Source organism: Rhodococcus sp. JCM 9793, from assembly GCF_055380405.1.
Window position 1 is genome coordinate 23708 of sequence record NZ_AP043721.1, and the last position, 19471, is coordinate 43178.

At 65.0% G+C, this 19471-nt stretch carries 17 protein-coding genes and 1 tRNA gene; 6 read left to right on the top strand and 12 right to left on the bottom strand.

What is annotated here, in order from left to right; translation table 11 throughout:
* Window positions 1-24 precede the first annotated feature (24 nt).
* Window positions 25-348 (bottom strand): WhiB family transcriptional regulator, encoded by a 324-nt coding sequence (locus ACZ46K_RS02235; RefSeq protein WP_054810128.1) that lies wholly within the window; start codon window positions 346-348, stop codon window positions 25-27.
* Between the two features lie 277 nt (window positions 349-625).
* On the opposite strand from ACZ46K_RS02235, the gene ACZ46K_RS02240 reads away from it, so the two are divergent.
* A complete protein-coding gene (locus ACZ46K_RS02240; protein ID WP_464749514.1) occupies window positions 626-3064 on the top strand; it encodes a penicillin-binding protein in 2439 nt (812 codons plus the stop codon).
* A gap of 3 nt (window positions 3065-3067) precedes the next feature.
* Here the strand turns inward: ACZ46K_RS02240 and ACZ46K_RS02245 are convergent, their stop codons facing one another.
* A complete protein-coding gene (locus ACZ46K_RS02245) occupies window positions 3068-3544 on the bottom strand; it encodes a GatB/YqeY domain-containing protein (protein ID WP_054805736.1) in 477 nt (158 codons plus the stop codon).
* 66 nt (window positions 3545-3610) lie between these two features.
* On the opposite strand from ACZ46K_RS02245, the gene ACZ46K_RS02250 reads away from it, so the two are divergent.
* Both ACZ46K_RS02250 and ACZ46K_RS02255 read left to right on the top strand, forming a co-directional pair.
* On the top strand, window positions 3611-4564 hold the full coding sequence (locus ACZ46K_RS02250; RefSeq protein WP_464746454.1) for a metallophosphoesterase: 954 nt from the start codon (window positions 3611-3613) through the stop codon (window positions 4562-4564).
* Window positions 4565-4663: 99 nt separating this feature from the next.
* Window positions 4664-4737 (top strand) — tRNA-Pro (locus ACZ46K_RS02255).
* 59 nt (window positions 4738-4796) lie between these two features.
* Here ACZ46K_RS02255 and ACZ46K_RS02260 read toward each other — a convergent pair.
* The 5 genes from ACZ46K_RS02260 to ACZ46K_RS02280 all read right to left on the bottom strand — a co-directional run bounded on the left by ACZ46K_RS02260 (window position 4797) and on the right by ACZ46K_RS02280 (window position 9713).
* Complete coding sequence (locus tag ACZ46K_RS02260) at window positions 4797-7187, bottom strand: ATP-binding cassette domain-containing protein (protein WP_464746456.1); 2391 nt, start codon at window positions 7185-7187, stop codon at window positions 4797-4799.
* Between the two features lie 75 nt (window positions 7188-7262).
* Window positions 7263-7736, bottom strand: coding sequence for a nitroreductase family deazaflavin-dependent oxidoreductase (locus ACZ46K_RS02265; protein ID WP_464746458.1), 474 nt, complete (start codon window positions 7734-7736; stop codon window positions 7263-7265).
* Window positions 7737-7771: 35 nt separating this feature from the next.
* Window positions 7772-8182, bottom strand: a complete 411-nt coding sequence (locus ACZ46K_RS02270) for a VOC family protein (protein ID WP_054805737.1) — start codon at window positions 8180-8182, stop codon at window positions 7772-7774.
* Window positions 8183-8192: 10 nt separating this feature from the next.
* A complete protein-coding gene (locus ACZ46K_RS02275) occupies window positions 8193-8567 on the bottom strand; it encodes a helix-turn-helix transcriptional regulator (RefSeq protein WP_464749515.1) in 375 nt (124 codons plus the stop codon).
* A 138-nt stretch (window positions 8568-8705) separates the two neighbouring features.
* On the bottom strand, window positions 8706-9713 hold the full coding sequence (locus ACZ46K_RS02280) for a LacI family DNA-binding transcriptional regulator (RefSeq protein WP_464746460.1): 1008 nt from the start codon (window positions 9711-9713) through the stop codon (window positions 8706-8708).
* Window positions 9714-9876: 163 nt separating this feature from the next.
* On the opposite strand from ACZ46K_RS02280, the gene ACZ46K_RS02285 reads away from it, so the two are divergent.
* The 3 genes from ACZ46K_RS02285 (at window position 9877) to ACZ46K_RS02295 (ending at window position 12721) form a co-directional block, all read left to right on the top strand.
* Window positions 9877-11064 (top strand): acyl-CoA dehydrogenase family protein, encoded by a 1188-nt coding sequence (locus tag ACZ46K_RS02285; protein ID WP_054805740.1) that lies wholly within the window; start codon window positions 9877-9879, stop codon window positions 11062-11064.
* Complete coding sequence (locus ACZ46K_RS02290; protein WP_464746462.1) at window positions 11061-12182, top strand: CaiB/BaiF CoA transferase family protein; 1122 nt, start codon at window positions 11061-11063, stop codon at window positions 12180-12182. Before ACZ46K_RS02285 ends, ACZ46K_RS02290 begins: the two co-directional genes overlap by 4 nt.
* Before the next feature lie 83 nt (window positions 12183-12265).
* On the top strand, window positions 12266-12721 hold the full coding sequence (locus ACZ46K_RS02295; protein WP_054805738.1) for a tellurite resistance TerB family protein: 456 nt from the start codon (window positions 12266-12268) through the stop codon (window positions 12719-12721).
* Between the two features lie 82 nt (window positions 12722-12803).
* Here ACZ46K_RS02295 and ACZ46K_RS02300 read toward each other — a convergent pair whose 3' ends face one another.
* The 5 genes from ACZ46K_RS02300 to ACZ46K_RS02320 all read right to left on the bottom strand — a co-directional run bounded on the left by ACZ46K_RS02300 (window position 12804) and on the right by ACZ46K_RS02320 (window position 19466).
* Window positions 12804-14234 (bottom strand): alkaline phosphatase PhoX, encoded by a 1431-nt coding sequence (locus ACZ46K_RS02300; protein ID WP_464746464.1) that lies wholly within the window; start codon window positions 14232-14234, stop codon window positions 12804-12806.
* 180 nt (window positions 14235-14414) lie between these two features.
* On the bottom strand, window positions 14415-16160 hold the full coding sequence (locus tag ACZ46K_RS02305; protein ID WP_464746466.1) for a cholesterol oxidase substrate-binding domain-containing protein: 1746 nt from the start codon (window positions 16158-16160) through the stop codon (window positions 14415-14417).
* Between the two features lie 81 nt (window positions 16161-16241).
* Window positions 16242-17051, bottom strand: a complete 810-nt coding sequence (locus tag ACZ46K_RS02310) for a metal-dependent hydrolase (RefSeq protein ID WP_054806917.1) — start codon at window positions 17049-17051, stop codon at window positions 16242-16244.
* Between the two features lie 172 nt (window positions 17052-17223).
* Window positions 17224-17697 (bottom strand): Dps family protein, encoded by a 474-nt coding sequence (locus ACZ46K_RS02315; protein WP_054806916.1) that lies wholly within the window; start codon window positions 17695-17697, stop codon window positions 17224-17226.
* A 308-nt stretch (window positions 17698-18005) separates the two neighbouring features.
* Window positions 18006-19466: a catalase gene (locus ACZ46K_RS02320; RefSeq protein WP_054809934.1), complete on the bottom strand. Its 1461-nt coding sequence runs from the start codon at window positions 19464-19466 to the stop codon at window positions 18006-18008.
* Window positions 19467-19471: the final 5 nt, after the last annotated feature.

Genomic DNA, 19471 nt, shown 5'->3' on the forward strand with positions numbered 1-19471 from the left:
GGCAGCATTCTCACCGAGTCGCGGTCATACCGCGTTCTGGTGCTGACGCTGCGCCTCGAAGAAGTCCGACCAGGACTCCACTTCCGGATGTTGCTTGAGGAGTGCACGACGCTGACGTTCGGTCATGCCTCCCCACACTCCGAACTCGACGCGGTTGTCGAGTGCGTCCGCGCCGCACTGCAGCATCACAGGGCAGTGTCGGCAGATCACCGCTGCCTTCCGCTGCGCCGCGCCGCGGACGAACAACTGATCGGGGTCTACCTCGCGGCATCGAGCCTTGGACACCCAGGCGATGCGGGCCTCTTCTTCGTCGACGTCGAGCCTGGTCATGGGGGCGGTCAGGTGCATTCAGTTCCCCTTTGCATTCCGAACTCCGATGTACGGAGGTCCTGAAGACGCACAATTTGCACTTAGCATGAAAAAACTTGTACGTCTTCACTGTCGAGGTGTTATCTGTATCACACTGCTGTCTCAATCTAGGTAAACTGATGCCCACGCGCAAGGCGAACGAAACCTTTTCTGGTACGCCTGTGCATAGCTGCACGTCGGACGGCGTTTCGCCTCCCTGGAATCGTCGACCGCTCCGATCGGCACGTAGGGTGTACCCGTGTCGATCCGAAGTACTGTGGCGAAACTTGCCGGTTGCACGGCCCTCGGCGGTGTCCTCGTGGCCGGAATGCTCTTCCCGGCCGCGGGCGGATTCGGTTACGTATCGAATCGCGCCGCAGACACCGTGGACAACAGTTCCGCAGAACTCGTCGAAGGGATCGTTCCCGCGGTCACGACGATGGTCGACTCCGCCGGCAACACGATCGCGTGGCTGTACGACCAGCGACGCTTCGAGGTCCCCAGCGACCAGATCTCCAACGAGATGAAGCTTGCGATCGTCTCGATCGAGGACAAGCGTTTCCCCGAGCATCAGGGCGTGGACTGGCAGGGCACCATCCGCGCATTCCTCACCAACACCAGCAGCGGTCAGGTCGAGCAGGGTGCGTCGACGATCGACCAGCAGTACGTGAAGAACTACCTGCTGCACGTCGTCGCGAAGACCGACGCGGAACGCCGCGCGGCGATCGAGACCACACCGGCCCGCAAGATCCGTGAGATCCGGATGGCACTGACTCTCGACGAAGAACTGTCGAAGGACGAGATCCTCACCCGCTACCTGAACCTGGTGCCCTTCGGCAACGGTTCGTTCGGTATCCAGGACGCTGCCCAGACCTACTTCGGGATCGACGCGAAAGACCTGAGCATCGCGCAGTCCGCGATGCTCGCGGGCATGGTGCAGTCCAGCTCCGCCCTCAACCCGTACACGAACCAAGAAGGCGTGACCAACCGCCGCAACATTGTGCTCGACACGATGATCGACAACATTCCCGAGCGGGCCGACGAGATCCGTGCCGCGAAGGCCGAACCACTCGGTGTCCTCCCCGAGCCGAACACTCTGTCACGCGGCTGCATCGCGGCAGGCGACCGCGGATTCTTCTGCGAGTACGCGCTCCAGTACCTCGAGAATTCCGGTCTGTCCCGAGAGCAGATCGACAAGGGCGGCTACCTCATCCGCACCACGCTCGACCCGGAAGTACAGGATTCGACCAAGGCCGCGCTCGATCAGTACACGAGCCCGACCGTCGACGATGTCGCATCGGTGATGAACGTGATCGAGCCGGGGCAGGACGCCCATCGAGTACTCGCGATGGGCTCGAGCCGCACCTACGGCCTCGACGGCGACGCCGACGAGACCGTCCAGCCGCAGCCCTATTCACTCGCCGGCCACGGCGCAGGATCGATTTTCAAGATCTTCACGGTCGCCGCGGCAATGGAGCAGGGCCTCGGCACCAGCGCCGTCCTCGACGTACCGTCCCGCTACAACGCGCAGGGCCTCGGGGACGGTGGCGCCGCAGGCTGCCCGGCCGGCTACTACTGCGTCGAGAACGCCGGGGCGTACCCACCCGCATTGGCAGTGACCGACGCGCTCGCGCAATCACCGAACACCGCCTTCGTGAAACTGATCGAGGCGACCGGGGTCGACTCCGTCGTCGACCTGTCTGTGCGGCTGGGGATGCGTTCCTACTTGCAGCCCAACACCTCGGGCTTCGGTGAGCAGTCGATGGCCGACATGCAGAAGCAGCAGCACCTGGGCTCGTACACACTCGGCCCCACGTGGATCAACCCGCTGGAACTGTCGAATGTGGCCGCCACCCTCGCGTCGCACGGCAAGTGGTGCCCGCCGACCCCGATCGACGGCGTCTTCGATCGTGAAGGCAAGCCCGTACCGATCACACAGCAGGCATGCGAGCAGGCTGTCGAGCCCGGCCTGGCCGACACCCTCGCGAATGCGATGAGCAAGGACGTGGCAGGCGGCGGCACCGCCTCCGGCGCTGCGGGCGCCACCGGATGGAACCTGCCGGTGGCTGCGAAGACCGGCACCACCGAGTCGCACATGTCGTCCGCATTCCTCGGCTTCACCAACCGGTATGCCGGGTCCGTCTACACATTCGGCGACTCCCCCACCCCCGGTCAGATCTGCGCCAACCCCGTCCGACCCTGCTACGACGGCAACCTGTTCGGCGGCACCGCCCCCGCACACACGTGGTTCACAGCCATGCTTCCGGTCGCCACCAAATTCGGTTCCATCGAGCTTCCTCCCGCAGATCCCCGTTACGTCCGCGGCGCCGGCAACGCTCAGGTTCCCGACGTCACGGGCCTGTCGCGTGATCGGGCGACCCAGCGCCTCCAGGACGCGGGATTCTCGGTGTCCGAGGCCACGATCAAGGCTGAAGAGCGAGCAGGTGTCGTGACCGGTAGCTCACCCTCCGGCTCTGCGGTCCCCGGCTCGACGGTGACGATCTTCGTCAGTGACGGTTCGGTGCGCGTAGCACCCACCACGAGCGCCACGCCCGCACGACCGAGCGGCAGCGAGGTTCCGGACACCACTGTTCCGGCTGCCCCCGCCCCGGTCCCCGGCCGGCAGGAACCGGCCCAGACCGAGTCGGCTCCGCCGGACGAGAGCGAATCGGAGAGTCCTGCTGCCACGACGACCCCGTCGCAACCGGACAACTGACGACTAGAGACGCGACCGAACCGCCGCGGACAGGCGCTTTCCATCTGCCTTGCCCGCGGCGATCGCGGTAGCGACCTTCATGACCTGGCCCATGTTCTTCGGACCGGGACGCGCACCGAGCTCATCGGCGACCCTGCCGATCGCCGTGTCGACCACGTCGACGAGTTCCGCATCGGTCAATGGTGTCGGCAGGTACTCGTCGATGATGCGGGCCTCGGCGTGCTCCTTGGCTGCGAGCTCACCACGACCGTTCTCGGTGTAGACCTCAGCGGCCTCACCGCGCTTCTTGGACTCACGCGACAGAACTTTGACGACGTCGTCATCGGAGAGCTCGCGTGCTTCCTTCCCCGAGACCTCCTCGGTCTGGATCGCGGCGAGCAACATCCGCAGCGTCGCCAAGCGCAGTTGGTCCCTGGCCTTCATCGCGGCAGTCATGTCTGCACGCAATGTGGATTTGAGTGAGGAAGCTGTATCGGTCATACCCAGAACCTACGCCCGGAACGTCGAAGCACGTGCGCAGATGTGCAGCGGCGGTACGCTGAAGAAGTGCCTGACCTTTCTCCCCTCACACGTGTCGCTGCGGGTACCGCAGGAGCTGCCGCCCTCGGTCTCGGTTACGCGACGCTGATCGAACGCAACGCTTTCACCCTCCGGGAGGTCACCGTCCCGGTCCTCGCGCCGGGTGCATCGACCCTCCGTGTGCTGCACATCAGCGACCTGCACATGATGCCGGGGCAGAAACGGAAACAGAACTGGCTCAGGGAGCTGGATCGGCTCGAGCCCGATCTGGTGATCAACACGGGCGACAACCTGTCGCACCCGAAGTCAGTACCCGCCGTCGTCCAAGCGCTCAGTGGCCTGCTGGCTCGCCCCGGCCTCTTCGTGTTCGGTAGCAACGACTACTTCGCGCCGGTCCTGAAGAACCCGCTCGCCTATTTCGACAAGGACCACGACCGCCTGTACGGACCGCCTCTGCCCTGGGGCGATCTGCGTGCAGCGTTCAACGAACGTGGCTGGCAGGACATGACCCACGTCCGGCGCGACGTCGAGGTCGGCGGTGTGCGTATCTCGGTGGCAGGTGTCGACGACCCACATCTCGAACGCGATCGCTACGAGACCATCGCCGGGTCGGCCGACAAGTCCGCCGACCTCCGACTGGGGCTGTCCCACTCCCCCGAGCCCCGAGTACTCGACCGTTTCGCCGACGACGGGTACGACCTCGTACTCGCCGGCCACACCCACGGCGGTCAGCTGTGCCTGCCGTTCTTCGGCGCGCTGGTGACCAACTGCGGCATCGACCGGTCGCGGGTGAAAGGCCCGTCCCGGTGGGGCGCTCATATGCAGCTGCACGTGTCGGCAGGAATGGGCACCTCCCCGTTTGCTCCTGCACGTTTCTGCTGCCGCCCGGAAGCCACTCTCCTGACCTTGGTTCCGGCTCCGCGCGAGGAGTCACGGCGCTCCACGGGCAGCGCCGCGGAAAGCGCGGAGTCTCGTCACTGACCATCGGGAACCACACTGGCGCTGACCATCGGGAACTGTCGCTGACCAGCCGATTCAACATTCACACGGCTCGTGTTGTAAGCTGGCCGAGGTTCATCACGGGGTGTGGCGCAGCTTGGTAGCGCGCTTCGTTCGGGACGAAGAGGTCGTGGGTTCGAATCCCGCCACCCCGACTCGTGAAACGAGCCGATCAGGGCGCATTCTCCGGCTGGAGAATGCGCCCTGATCGCATTCACGCTCCGACATACTCCGCGAGATGCTCACCGGTGAGTGTCGACCGCGCGGCGACGAGATCCGACGGCGTCCCCTCGAAGACGATGCTGCCGCCATCGTGGCCCGCACCGGGACCGAGGTCGATGATCCAGTCGGCGTGCGCCATGACCGCCTGATGGTGCTCGATGACGATCACCGACTTTCCGGAGTCGACGAGGCGGTCGAGCAGGCCGAGCAGGTTCTCGACGTCGGCGAGGTGGAGGCCGGTGGTGGGCTCGTCCAGGATGTAGATCTCACCCTTCTCCCCCATGTGGGTGGCCAGCTTCAGGCGCTGCCGTTCACCGCCGGAGAGCGTCGTCAGCGGCTGCCCGACCTTGATGTAACCGAGTCCGACGTCCACCAGGCGATCCAGGATCTTGTGGGCCGCCGGGATCTTCGAATCCGCAGCTCCGAAGAATTCCTCGGCCTCGGCAACAGACATCCGCAGGACCTCGCTGATGTCCTTGCCGCCGAACTTGTATTCGAGCACCTCGGCCAGGAAACGTTTGCCGTCGCACACCTCGCAGGGGGTCGCGACTCCGGCCATCATCGCGAGATCGGAGTAGACGACGCCCGCGCCGTTGCAGTTGGGGCACGCACCTTCCGAGTTCGCGCTGAACAGGGCCGGCTTGACCCCGTTGGCCTTCGCGAAGGCCTTGCGGATCGAGTCGAGCATGCCCGTGTACGTCGCAGGATTGCTACGCCGCGACCCCTTGATCGCTCCCTGGTCGATGGTGACCACGCCGTCGCGACCGGACACCGATCCTCCGATGAGCGAGCTCTTCCCCGACCCCGCGACACCGGTGAGCACCACCAGCACTCCGAGGGGGATGTCGACGTCGACGTCGCGGAGGTTGTTGGTGTCGGCACCGCGCACTTCGAGTGCGCCTCCACCCGTGCGCACCGACGATTTCAGGGAGGCACGATCGTCGAGGTGTTTGCCGGTGAGGGTGTCGCTCTTCCGCAGGCCGTCGAAGGTGCCCTCGAACATCACCTTTCCGCCGTCGGTACCGGCGTGTGGACCGAGATCGACGACATGGTCGGCGATTGCCATGACCTCGGGCTTGTGTTCGACGACGAGAACGGTGTTGCCCTTGTCGCGCAATTGCAGCAGGAGGTCGTTCATCCGCGCGATGTCGTGCGGATGCAGACCGATCGTCGGTTCGTCGAAGACGTAGGTGACGTCGGTGAGCGACGACCCGAGATGGCGGATCAGCTTGGTCCTCTGTGCCTCACCACCGGAGAGTGTGCCGGCCGGGCGTTCGAGCGACAGGTATCCGAGACCGATGTCGACGAAGGACTCGAGATTCTGCCGCAGGTTGTCGAGCAGTGGCCCCAACGACGGTTCGTCGAGATCTCGAACCCACTCGGCGAGGTCGCTGATCTGCATCGAGCACACGTCGGCGATACTCAGTCCCTTGATCTTCGACGATCGCGCGGCCTCGGTGAGTCGCGTGCCGTCGCACTCGGGGCAGACCGAGAATGTGATCGCGCGATCCACGAACGCACGAATGTGCGGCTGCATCGCCTCGCGATCCTTGGACAGGAACGACTTCTGGATCTTCGGTATCAGTCCCTCGAAGGTCACGTTGACGCCTTCGACCTTGATCCTGGTCGGTTCCTTGTAGAGCAGATCGCCCAGTTGCTTCTTCGTGAATTTCGCAATCGGCTTGTCTGGGTCGAAGAAGCCGCAACCTCGGTAGATTCGCCCGTACCAGCCTTCCATGCTGTAACCGGGAATGGTCAGCGCACCTTCATTGAGCGACTTGGTCTCGTCGTACAGCGCGGTCAGATCGAAGTCGGACACCGATCCCCGCCCTTCGCAGCGCAGACACATCCCGCCGGTGATGGTGAAGGAGCGTCGTTCCTTCACTGTCCGGCCACCACGCTCCATCGACACGGCTCCGGCACCGCTGATCGAAGCCACGTTGAACGAAAACGCTTGGGGGGAACCGATATGCGGGTTCCCCAGCCGACTGAAGAGGATACGCAACATGGCGTTCGCGTCGGTTGCGGTACCCACGGTGGAGCGCGGGTTCGCACCCATGCGCTCCTGATCGACGAGGATCGCCGTCGTCAGCCCGTCGAGCACGTCCACATCGGGGCGGGCCATGCTCGGCATGAACCCCTGAACGAACGCGCTGTAGGTCTCGTTGATCAGCCGCTGCGACTCCGCGGCGATCGTGCCGAACACCAGCGAACTCTTGCCGGATCCGGAGACACCGGTGAACACCGTCAGCCGCCGCTTCGGGATCTCGATACTGACATCGCGAAGGTTGTTCACCCGTGCCCCGTGGACGAGGATTCTGTCGTGACTGTCGGCAGTATTCAGTTCACGCGACCGGGTGTTCGCCCTGGCGGACGGTGTCATCGGTGTCTCCGTTTCTCTGTCCGGACCTCGCCCTGGAGGTCCGCAGTGGTTGACCTGTTCGACTGTGCCACGCGGTTACTGCAGCGTCAGCCGGATCAACGGGTATTCACGATCGGACTTGCCCTGATACTTCGCAATTCGAGGCTGCTCGGCCGCCAGTCGCTGCCAGGCCTGTGCACGTTCGGTGCCGCGAAGTTCGTGTGCTGTCGCGGATACGGGTGCACGGCCTGGAAGTTCCACCGACACGCCGTCCGGGTGCGCCATCAGATTGGCGTGCCAGTCGGGGTTCACACTGCCGCCACCCGATGCGACGACGAGAACTGCATCGTCGCCGTCCGTCAACCGCATCAGCGGAGTTTCACGCCGTTGTCCGCTCCTGCGACCGACCGTGTGCAGGATCAACATGTCCATGCCCATCGTCCTGCCCTTGCCGCGTCGGATTTTCCGCATCGTTCGCGCATTGGCTGTCCGCTGGAACCAGCGTGAGAGCGCCCCCGGCGTGCCGGGTGGTCGCGTCCGGTCGGTACCCGATCCGTCGTCCTGCCCCATCTCGACCTCCACTCGAAGTTTGAATGCCTTGCAGATCAGCTGGTTTGGTTGATCCGAATCAGATTTCCGGCCGGGTCGCGGAAGGCGCAGTCGCGCACGCCGTAATCCTGATCCATCGGTTCCTGAAGGACCTCGGCCCCGCCGGCCTCGAGTCGCGCGAACAGCCCGTCCAGATCGTCTGTGGCGAGAGTGACCGCACCGTAGTTGCCCTTTGCCATCAGCTCGAGGATCGTATTCCGCTCGTCGTCACTGATGGTGGGGTCTGCCGCGGGCGGGTTCAGGACGATCGAGGTTTCAGGGTGGTCGGGTGGTCCGACGGTGATCCACCGCATGTTCTCGTAGCCGACGTCCTTGCGGACCTCGAATCCGAGGGTGTCACGGTAGAACGCCAAGGACGCTTCCGGATCGGTGTGCGGGAGGAATGTGTAATGAATGGTGATGTCCATAGCCGTAACGCTAGCGACGGCCGAACACCTGCGCTTCTCGATTCCTGACCGGTCTCGTGATCTGTTTCGCGACGCACGCCGGAATACCTTCCGTCCCGTATTCGGCCTTGTCCTTGTAGACGCTCGGCGGCATACCGACCAATTCGGTGAACCGCGTGCTGAATGTCCCCAGCGACGAGCAGCCCACTTCGAAGCACACATCGGTGACGCTGAGGTCACCGCGGCGAAGAAGCGTCATCGCACGTTCGATCCGGCGGGTCATCAGGTACGAGTAGGGCGATTCGCCATAGGCCTTCTTGAATTGGCGACTCAGATGCCCCGCCGACATACCCACCCCGCGCGCGAGCGCGTCCACGTCGAGCGGCTGCGCGTACTCGCGATCCATGCGGTCGCGGACACGGCGCAACAGCGAGAGGTCTCGGAGACGCTGCGCATCGTTATTCGCCACGTGCGCGATCGTCCACGGTCACCGTGTCGCTGTCCAGCGGTGACCGAACACCGAGCCGAACACACCGGAGCCGGGTCAACTCGATTTCCGCTCGATGAGCTCGACCGGCAGCCGTATCGACTCCACCTCGCGTCCCTGCACGAGTTCGAGCAGGCTGCGCACCGCGGACGCCCCGATCTCGTGGGCGGGCGAGCGGACCGTCGTCAGAGGGACGGGTAGCTGCTCGACGATGGGAATGTCGTTGTATCCCACGAGTGCGAGGTCATCGGGGATGGTCAGCCCGAGATCGCGCGCGACTCCGAGGACACCGATCGCGATCGTGTCGCTGACCGCGAAGATCGCACGGGGGCGTTCCGGGCGATCCAGCAGTACGCGCGCGGCCGTCACGCCCCCGGCCACGTCGAAGCCCGACCGCACGATCCTGTCGGGACGCAGCGGGAACGATGCACGCGCAAGCGTGTCGACGAATCCCGCGCGGCGGTCGCGGGCCGTGCTCGCGTGGTCAGGGCCGGCGATGATCGCGACATCCGAATACCCGCGGTCGAGCAGGTGCTGCGCGGCGAGGCAACCGCCTCGGTAGTCGTCGCCGACGACGAAGGGCAGTCCCGCGTCGGCGTGCCGGGTGACACACAGCAGCGGAAGCGGTCCGAGTGCGAGCGACTCGACGAACGGGCCGCCGGGGATGTGCAGGCTGCTGAGCAGCAGGCCGTCGACCTGTCGTCCGACGAGCAAGGAGATGGCGCGGCGCTGCGCGTCGAGGTCGTCGGGAGGACTGGACAGCAGCACCGAGTACCCGGCGCGCTCGGCCGCTTCCTCGATGCCCTGGTAGGTCGTGGCGACGACACCGTCGGTGAGCCTGGGCATCACAACACCGAGCGTGGTGGTCTTGCGGGTGCGCAGGCTCGCCGCCCACAGGTTCGGGCGGTAACCCAGCTCCTCTGCAACCTCACGTACACGCAGGGCGGAGTCCGACCATCCGTCGACGGGTTCGGGCTGACGCAGCACCCGCGATGCCGTCGAGACGTGCACACCGGCGCGCTCGGCGATCTCCTTGAGAGTCGGCGCGCGGTCGGGTCGGGCCATTCGGGCTCTCCTGCTCTGTCACATCGATGCCGGCGCCGGGTTGACGACCCACATCACTCGCCCTAGCCTAGGTGATGCAATCGTTCTCGCAATCGTTCTTGCATACGATTGCACAAACGATTTTCCTCACCCGGACCCATCACCCAGGACCTTGGAGAACCACATGCCGAACACTCAGTCCCTCACCCAGCTCTTCGCCCTCGACTCGCTGCTGGAACCGGAAGAGATCGCAATCCGCGACACCGTGCGCAAGTTCGCGACCGACCGCATCCGCCCGCACATCGCCCAATGGTTCGAAGAGGCGAAACTCCCGGCCCGCGACCTCGCGAAGGAACTGGGCGAACTCGGCGTCCTCGGCATGCACCTCGACGGCTACGGGTGCGCGGGAATGAGTGCGACCGCATACGGACTGGCCTGCCTCGAACTCGAAGCCGTCGACTCCGGCATCCGCAGCCTCGTCTCCGTGCAGGGCTCCCTCGCAATGTTCTCCATCCACCACTGGGGCAGCGAGGAACAGAAGCAGGAATGGTTGCCTCGCATGGCCGCCGGCGAGGCGATCGGCTGCTTCGGCCTCACCGAACCCGACTTCGGCTCCAACCCGGCCGGGATGCGCACCAACGCCAAGCGCGACGGCGACGACTGGATCCTCAGCGGCACCAAGATGTGGATCACCAACGGATCGATCGCCGACGTCGCCGTGGTGTGGGCACAGACCGATCTCGACGAGGGTCCCAAGGGCATCCGCGGATTCGTGGTTCCCACAGACACTCCGGGCTTCTCCGCGCCTGAGATCCACGCCAAGATGTCGCTCCGCGCCTCGGTGACCTCCGAGCTCGTCCTCGACGGAGTGCGGCTGCCGTCCTCGGCGATGATGCCGCTCGCGGAGGGCCTGCGTGGCCCCTTGACGGCACTCGGCGAAGCACGCTTCGGCATCGCCTTCGGTGCAATCGGCGCTGCGCGCGATTGCCTCGAGACCGCCATCGACTACGCACAGTCGCGGATCGTGTTCGACAAGCCGCTCGCCGCGTTCCAGCTGACGCAGGCCAAGATCGCCGATATGGCGCTCGAGGTGGGCAAGGGACATCTCCTCGCCTACAACCTCGGTCGCATCAAGGACCGCAGTGAGATCACCCCCGAGCAGATCAGCACCGGCAAGCTCAACAGCGTCCGTGAGGCCATCGCGATCGCGCGGGAATGCCGCACGATCCTCGGTGCCAACGGCATCACCCTCGAATACCCGGTCATCCGGCATGCCAACAACCTCGAATCGGTGCTGACCTACGAGGGCACCTCCGAGATGCACCAGCTGTCCATCGGCAAGGCGCTGACAGGAGAGGCCGCATTCAGGTGACCACGCAGACGGGTGGCGCCCTCGACGACCTGGTGATTGCCGACTTCGGCCGCGTCCTCGCCGGCCCGTACGCCACGATGATGCTCGCCGACCTCGGCGCCGAGGTGATCAAGGTCGAACGCCCGGGTACCGGGGACGACACCCGCAGCTGGGGTCCGCCGTGGGTCGGCGAGGAATCGTCGTACTTCCTCGGAGTCAACCGGAACAAGAGGTCCGAGGCGATCGACCTCTCCGACCCCGACGGCCTCGGACAAGCACGAACCCTCGTGGCACGCGCCGACGTCATGGTCGAGAATTTCCTGCCCGGCACCATGGACCGCCTCGGCCTCGGCTACGAGCAGGTGCGTGAGATCAATCCCGATATCGTGTACTGCTCGATCACCGGATTCGGCGGGCACAACAACCTGCCCGGTTACGATCTGCTGATTCAGGCGGTCGGCGGCCTGATGAGCATCACGGGCCCAGACGCCGACACCCCCACCAAGGTCGGTGTCGCGGTCGTCGACGTCATCACCGGGATGCATGCGGCACTCGGTATCCTTGCGGCGCTGCGACACCGCGACCGATCCGGTGAGGGGCAGCGCGTCGAGGTCAATCTCCTGTCATCGTTACTGTCGGCGCTCGCGAACCAGTCCTCCGGGTACGTGGCTGCGGGGGTCGTTCCCACCGCCATGGGCAACAGGCACCCCAGCATCGCGCCGTACGAACTGTTCACCACCGCCGACCGTCCGCTGGTGCTTGCCGTGGGCAACGACCGTCAGTTCGCCTCACTGTGCAGCGTGCTCGGACTCGACGAACTCGCCTCCGACGAGCGGTACGCCACCAACGCGGCGCGCGTGGCCAACCGCGACGTGCTCGTGAAGACGATCAACGAGGCCCTGTCCTCCGAGACCGCCGACACGTGGTTCGACGCGCTGACCGCGGAGCGGGTCCCCTGCGGCCCGCTCAACGACATTGCCGACGCGATCGGCCTGGCCGAACGGCTCGGTCTTGCACCTGTTGTGGAGATCGACGACGAACGACACGAGCGACCCCTGCGACTGATGGCCAACCCGATCCGCCTCAGCGCCACGCCCGCGACCTACCGGACGGCGCCGCCGCGGCTCGGCGAACGGTGAGCATGCAGCAGACCTCACAAAGCACACTTTTCACATCCGATGGCAGAGTGGATGGTGCACGGACACCGACACGAAGGGCCACCATGGCGTTCTGGGATCAGCTCAAGGCGAAGACCACCGAACTGAGCGCGCAGCTCAAGACAAAGACGGATCAGTTCAAAAACAAGGAGTTTGCGAACGCCAGCATGGCGATGTGCGCACTGATTGCGGCCGCCGACGGCAGCATCGACCCTTCCGAACGACAGAAGACTGCGGCGCTGATCATGAGCAACGACATCCTCTCGGTGTTCCCGAAGGACGAGCTCCGCGAGAAGTTCGACTGGTACTGCAGCAAGCTCGAGTCCGATTTCGACTTCGGCAAGGTCGAAGCCACCGCCACGATCGCCAAGTTGAAGTCGAAGCAGGATCAGGCCCGCGCGGTCATCCAGATCGGCATCATCATCGGGGGCGCCGACGGGCACTTCGACGACCACGAGAAGGCCGCTGTGCGCGGCGCTGCGCATGCGGTCGGAATCGACCCCGCAGAGTTCGATCTCTGACGTCGGTTCGAACGACGATGGAGCCGCGCACTCACTCGAGTGCGCGGCTCAACTTCTCGTCGACCTCGTTGCGGCGAAGGTGCTACCCGATCGGGCGGATCCAGGGGCCGGTGATCGCCATGGTCATCCCCGGAGTCTGGATGTTGACGAACAGCGTCCGCCCGTCGGCGCTGAATGCGGGACCACAGAACTCGCTGTCGTTCAGCTCGTTTCGCGCCAGCGAGAACGGTGCACCGCTGGGGGTGACGCCGATCAGGTGGCTGACTCCGTCACCGTCCTCGGCGAGCACGAGTCCGCCGTGCGGGGACACGGTGATGTTGTCGGGGCCGTCGTAGTTGCCGGTGTCGACCGACGGATCCGGATTGACACCGAACAACACCTTCAGCTCTGCGGTCTCGGATGCGGGATCGTAGAACCACACCTGTCCGTCGTGTTCGGCGACGCTGCCGTCGTCGTGGCGCGCGTAGCTCGCGACGAAGTACGCGCCGCCGTCGCCCCACCACGCGCCTTCGAGCTTGCGGCTCCGAGTCACCTCTCCGTCCCCGAACTGCTCGCGGATGGGTTCGTCGTTCGCGTTCCGGTCGGGGACGTCGACCCACTGCACGGCGTAACGCGTTCCCGGCTCGGTGGCCTGCGACAGATCGGCGACGAAGGCTCCGTCCTGGAAGCAGCGCATCGCCTGGAGCCCACCGGCTGTGTCGCCCCCATCGGACTGCGCCAGCTCGCGCAGGGCCCCGTTCCTGCCGACGAAGCCCTGCGGGGGCGCCCACCGGTAGAACAGGCCGTTGGGCTCGTCGGCGTCCTCGGTGAGGTAGATCGCGCTCGTGCCGGGATCGACGGCGACGGCCTCGTGTTCGAATCGTCCGAGGAACTTCAGCGGAACCGGGCTGGTGCCGATGTTCGCCTCCCGGCTCGCGGGATCGACCTCGAAGACGTAGCCGTGATCGAGGGTGAGGCCGTTGTCGCCGGCGCGGTCGTCGGTCTCCTCGCAGGTCAGCCACGTGCCCCACGGGGTGATACCGCCCGCGCAGTTGTCGACGGTGCCTGCGAGACTCACGTACTGGCCTTCACGCTGACCGTTCGGTGAAACGACGATCGTGGTGGTACCACCGCGGGCACCGGGATCGTAGGTCAGGCCGTCGACGACGGGGACGGCGAACGGTTCGTCGCTCGCGTCGTCGCCGACCTCGTGGTTCGACACGACCGTCGCGCCGCTACCTCGCGCGAACACACCCAGCGCGTCGGGGCTGCTCGGAACCGGGTTGCCATCGTCGAGCAGCGTTTCCCCCGACTTCGCGAGCACGGTGTACGAGAAACCGATCGGCAGCGCGAGCAGCCCGTGGGGATCCGGAATGAGCGGGCCGTACCCGATCGCCCCGGGGGCTGCTGTCGCAGTGCCCGGCCGAACCAGCGCGTCGAGACTTCCGGCGAAAGCGATGCCGACACCGGCGAGTGCAGTGCGCCCGAGGAAACCTCGGCGATTCAGCGCGGAACGATCGACTGCGGAACTCATTTTCCGATACCTCCATATGGGTCGAATACGTAACCCACGAGACGGTAGGGATCGCACTACCCGCGTTGATGGAGGTCCGGCGTCATCCTGATGAACTGCAACCGAATTCACCGTGCCGAGCACGTGGCATCGACGCTCGGCACGGTGGAGTCCGTAGCTCGGGCAGATCCGGTCCCGACGTCAGATCAGTCTGTCGAGGAAACCGTTGCTGAACACACGATGCGGATCGTATCGATCGAATGCCGCGCGCGCCGCGTCCCAGCCCTCACCGCCGCCCAATCCGGTGCGATACATGGCCGGAACCGTGTCGCCGAGGAACTGCTGATTGCGATAGCCGCCCTCGGGGTCGAACGCCCAGCCTTTGGACCACTCGGAGCGGAACGTCGCGTAGTCACCGGAGTAGTTGGCGACCATCCACTCCTCCATCTCCTGGAAGAAGGCCGGCAAGCCTTCGGTGCCGGGGAGCGACACCACGTTCATCCAGATTGCGGTGTCCCAATCGGGGCGATCGGGTCGCGGTCGCACCGGAGACAGGTTCGGTGCACCGGCCGAGTCGACGAGCACCTCGCCCTGGTCGTCGACGGTGCACATCCGCACCTCGAACGGCCCGTTGACTGGATACAGCCCCTGCGACGCGTACTCGCCCATCCGGCCGTGCAGCCACGTCGTGAATTCGTTGATGACCCGCGCGATGTTCTCGCGCTTCGTCACCACGACGCCGCCGCCCGCGATGACGCGGAGGGTGGTCGCCCGCAGATAGAACAGCAGGTCCTTCGACCAGCCCCAGAGGTCTTCGGTTCCGGTCGCCTTCAGGCCCGCGGCGACGGCACCGAACTGCGATGCACCGAACGCGGGGGTGATGGCCTGATTGCCGCTCACCACCTGACCGAGCGGAGTGGTGACCAGTTCGGGGATGCTGTCGGTGAAGAAGTAGTTGTAGGGGCCGTGCACTTCGCGTGAGGCGGCCGGCTTGTCGGGGCTGACGGACCAGATCTTGAGCCACGGAGTTTCGGTGAACGGAAACCAGATCGCCTCGACGCGTCCGGATTCTTCCGCGTACCTCTCGAACGTCCGGCCCGGCGTTCCGGGCGGCGCGAACAGTTCCTGCCACGGCACGTCGGTGAAGCTCTGGCACCGGAGTCGATAGTTCGCGCCGGCCATCAGCGTCACGGAGGTGACGAAGGTGCGACCGAGGTGGGTGAGCAGGGGCGTGATGTCGGCGTCGGAGCGGTGGAACTCGCGCAGTTCGTACTCCCCTTCGGCGTCGTTCCAGACCACCGCGGTGAGCGCGACGATGAGGTTCGACAGGGAACCGAAAGACTGTCCCGGGACGGCCTGCTCCCCCGCGGCCGGATAGGTCGCGCCGTGAGCTCCGATCGACAGGGCACCTGCGATGGTGATGTCGCCGATCGCCGGCGAATTGGCCCAGCCGAGTCCTTCGGCCTGTAGCGCCGAGAGGATCGATTCGAGACTCGCTCCGCCGCCCGCCGTGACGGTGGCCGGGGAACCCCCTCCGTCGACACTCACGGAGTTCAGATGCGTGATGGTGTCGATGAGCACGATCTTGTCGGCGCTCTCACCGGGCACGAGGGTGAGCGGGCTCCAGCTGTGCATCGAGCCCCGCGGGCGGATGCGGTAACCGTGGCTGCGCGCCCAGTTCGCGAGGCGTACGACGTCGCCGGGCTCGCGCGCAGCGGCGGTCCACACGGCATCGAACCGGATGGTCTTCGCCCAGTTCTCGAAGCGTTGCTGCGCGAGCGGGATATCGGCGGGAAATTCCGGGGGCGCGGGGATGGTCGCGCTCGGGTCGCCGAGCGGGATCGCTCCCGCGGGCGTCCAGCTCAACCCTGCAAGCGCCGCGGCGCCCGCGGCGGCGCCGAGGAAACCACGCCGGCTGAGGGCAGCGCTCGAGGCTTGTTCGCTCACGTGGACGAGCTCCGTTCTGTGGGAAACCGGGACGGAGCAAAAATAGAACAAGTTTCTTTTCGATGCCAGTGGCTTCGAAATTCAGAACGAGAGACCGGACGCTTCGAGCGCTCCGAAGACATAGCCCGGGACCCCGTCGACGGACCAGAGGGCGAATCCGATCGCGGCCAGAGTCATCGCCGGCCCGAGGAACACGACCTCGAACGGCCCACCCGCACGGATGGAGATCGCGCTCGGAAGTTTGAACTCCCACCACCGTTTGCCTTGCCACGGCACGAAGGGAGCAAGGAACGGGATCCCCTCCTTGGTGATCGCATCACCAAGGCAGTGGGTGACGCACCCGAGTGCGACGGCGACCCCCAGGCCGGTCGATCCCACCTCCCCGGGGAACGCCGTCCACATCAGGACCGAGAGGATCGCAGTGACGACGGTGACGATGAACCACCCGTACTTCTTGGCCCAGGTGCCGAACAGTCCGCGCAGCGCGAGACCCAACGTGATGAGCAGGACGCCGATGATCGCGTTGCGTCCGAACTGTGCAACCAGCACCGACACCCCCGCACCCAACAGAGCCGCGAACAACGCCGTGTGCGTCATGGTGCGGTGGCCACCGGTCCGCTTCCGATCCTTACGCCCACGTGTGACGTTGTAATACCCGGCCGAGACCGCGCCGACGCCCCGCGCGAACGTCTGACTCACCGGACCGAACGACCGAGCGACGGTCGACTGGGATGTATCGAGATCGGGCAACAGCGCCGATCCCGCGCAGACGCCCGCGAAGGCGAGAATCTCAGGTGTCGACGTAGGGCCACCCCAGTCTCGCGGCAGCACGTCGGCGACAAGGAGGCCGACAAGCGCTCCGGATACCGCATGGGTAGGGCCCATTACCATGTCGGACAACACCTTTCGATCGAACATCGCCGCCCGCCCCACTTCGGAGAAGGTCGAACACCAACCTAGCAACCACAACCGACACATCAGTCACACGGATCACTCCGAGACTCTCCGAACGACGGAAGGCCGCCCACCGTAACGGTGGGCGGCCTTCCATGTGTTGTTCTGATCAGGCGAGCTGCGCCTGCCACATCCAGTGGAGCTGCTCGAGGCGAGCGGCCTGACCGATCAGCAGATCCTGTGTGACCGGGTCGGCATTGCCGGTGATCTCGATCCCCTCACGCAACCGCGCGATGACAGCTGCGAGATTACCGACGATCGACGCGACGACCTCGGTGTCCTTGCTCCAGCCGTCGCCGAAGCCCTTGGCGCCACTGTCACGGGCAACCGTCGCTACTCGTCCGTCCGGGCTGACACCGATCGCGGTCAGCCGCTCGGCGACCTGGTCGGTGAACTCCCGCGCAGTGGTGACGAGTTCGTCGAGGTCCAGATGGATGCTACGGAACTGGGACCCTACGACGTTCCAGTGCGCCTGCTTGCCGATCAGGCTCAGGTCGATCACATCGACGAGCACGTTCTGCAAGGCGTCTGCCGCAACCTTCCGGTTCTCGTCCGACAGCGTGCTGCTGATGGGGCTGTTCATCTTTCGCACTCCTCTCAATTTCGTAACTACCTTTGGGTCGAACAGTTTTCATGACCGAAGGCTTCCAGGCCGAATCATTTTGTGGCCGACTCCACATCCGGATGAAGCCCTGGGTGTGTCACAGGATCGTGTCGGCGGGGCCGACGCCCGTGACCCGACGCCCGCCGCGAGGCATGATGGTTGTACGGTTCATCATCGACCGACCGAGGGGGTTCGCACCATGGACGCACAGTCTCTGATCGTCTGGGCACTGGCAGTTGCGATCTACTTGTGGGGCCTCGCCTGAAGCGTCGGACGCACCCGAGAGATCATTCGCCGCCGGACCGCACGCCTTCTTCGACCTTCTTCCCGAGATCGGCGTCGACGTTGCGCCAGTATTCGAAGATGCGCTCGTACAACGCCTCTGACGTACCCCCGAGTATGTGGCCGACGATGTTACCGACCAGGAGTTCCCGCGTAGCGTCATCCATGACTTCACGGACCAACGTGCCGGCCTGGCCGAAGTCGTCGTCCTCCGCGTGCTGGACATATTCGGCTCGTACCGCCTCGGTTCCGAAGTCCCACAGTCCATCGTCACCCGCACGCTCAGGATCCGCGTGCGGACCACCGAAGCTGTTCGGTGCATAGACCGGCGTCGCGGGGTCGTTGAACGAGTACGTCATGTTCCCGTCCTGTGAGTACGACTCCACCTTGTTCTTCGGGGCGTTGACCGGCAGCTGCGCGTGGTTCGCCCCCACGCGGTAGCGGTGTGCGTCGGCATAGGAGAACACCCTGCCCAGCAGCATCTTGTCGGGTGAGAATCCGATGCCCGGCACGACGTTCGACGGTGCGAACGCGGCCTGCTCGATCTCGGCGAAGAAGTTGCGCGGGTTTCGATTCAGGGTCCAGGTACCCACCTTGATCAGCGGGTAGTCCTTCTGCGACCAGACCTTGGTGAGGTCGAACGGGTTGAAGCGATAGCCCTCGGCCTCAGCAACGGGCATCACCTGCACGTGCAGCGTCCAGCTGGGGAATTCACCCCGTTCGATCGCCTGGTACAGATCGGCCCGGTGGTAGTCGGGGTCGGTGCCGGCAAGCACGTCCGCCTGCGCAGCAGTGAGGGTTTCGATGCCCTGGTCGGTCTTGAAATGGTATTTGACCCAGAATCGCTCGCCCTCGGCGTTGATCCACTGGTAGGTGTGGGAGCCGAAGCCGTCCATGTGCCGCCAGGTACGCGGAATGCCGCGGTCTCCCATCAGCCAGGTCACCTGGTGCGCGGTTTCGGGACGCAGCGTCCAGAAATCCCACTGCATGGTGTGGTCGCGCAGGCCGGAGCCGGGCAGACGCTTCTGCGAGTGGATGAAGTCGGGGAACTTGATCGGATCCTTGATGAAGAAGATCGGCGTGTTGTTGCCGACGAGGTCGTAGTTGCCATCCTCCGTGTAGAACCGCATCGCGAAGCCGCGCGGGTCGCGCCATGTGTCAGGACTTCCCTGCTCACCTGCGACAGTCGAAAAGCGCACCAGCGAATCGGTTTTCACGCCGGGTTGGAACAGTTTCGCCTTCGTGTAGGCACTCACGTCCTCGGTGACGACGAGTTCGCCGAAGGCGCCGCCACCCTTCGCGTGAACCACCCGCTCGGGGACACGCTCACGGTTGAAATGTGCAAGCTTCTCGATGAGATAATGGTCGTGCAGCAGGATGGGCCCCTGTGCGCCCGCAGTCAGCGAGGTGTCGTCACTGGCTACCGGATTACCGGCGTTGTTGGTGGTGAAACGGGTGTTCGTCATGTGCG

Bases quoted from the DNA above. Each gene is read 5' to 3' on its own strand.
- ACZ46K_RS02235 (WP_054810128.1), bottom strand. From the start codon at position 348: ATGCACCTGACCGCCCCCATGACCAGGCTCGACGTCGACGAAGAAGAG.
- ACZ46K_RS02245 (WP_054805736.1), bottom strand. From the start codon at position 3,544: ATGACCGATACAGCTTCCTCACTCAAATCCACATTGCGTGCAGACATG.
- ACZ46K_RS02260 (WP_464746456.1), bottom strand. From the start codon at position 7,187: ATGACACCGTCCGCCAGGGCGAACACCCGGTCGCGTGAACTGAATACT.
- ACZ46K_RS02265 (WP_464746458.1), bottom strand. From the start codon at position 7,736: ATGGGGCAGGACGACGGATCGGGTACCGACCGGACGCGACCACCCGGC.
- ACZ46K_RS02270 (WP_054805737.1), bottom strand. From the start codon at position 8,182: ATGGACATCACCATTCATTACACATTCCTCCCGCACACCGATCCGGAA.
- ACZ46K_RS02275 (WP_464749515.1), bottom strand. From the start codon at position 8,567: ATGGATCGCGAGTACGCGCAGCCGCTCGACGTGGACGCGCTCGCGCGC.
- ACZ46K_RS02280 (WP_464746460.1), bottom strand. From the start codon at position 9,713: ATGGCCCGACCCGACCGCGCGCCGACTCTCAAGGAGATCGCCGAGCGC.
- ACZ46K_RS02285 (WP_054805740.1), top strand. From the start codon at position 9,877: ATGCCGAACACTCAGTCCCTCACCCAGCTCTTCGCCCTCGACTCGCTG.
- ACZ46K_RS02295 (WP_054805738.1), top strand. From the start codon at position 12,266: ATGGCGTTCTGGGATCAGCTCAAGGCGAAGACCACCGAACTGAGCGCG.
- ACZ46K_RS02300 (WP_464746464.1), bottom strand. From the start codon at position 14,234: ATGAGTTCCGCAGTCGATCGTTCCGCGCTGAATCGCCGAGGTTTCCTC.
- ACZ46K_RS02310 (WP_054806917.1), bottom strand. From the start codon at position 17,051: ATGGTAATGGGCCCTACCCATGCGGTATCCGGAGCGCTTGTCGGCCTC.
- ACZ46K_RS02315 (WP_054806916.1), bottom strand. From the start codon at position 17,697: ATGAACAGCCCCATCAGCAGCACGCTGTCGGACGAGAACCGGAAGGTT.
- ACZ46K_RS02320 (WP_054809934.1), bottom strand. From the start codon at position 19,466: ATGACGAACACCCGTTTCACCACCAACAACGCCGGTAATCCGGTAGCC.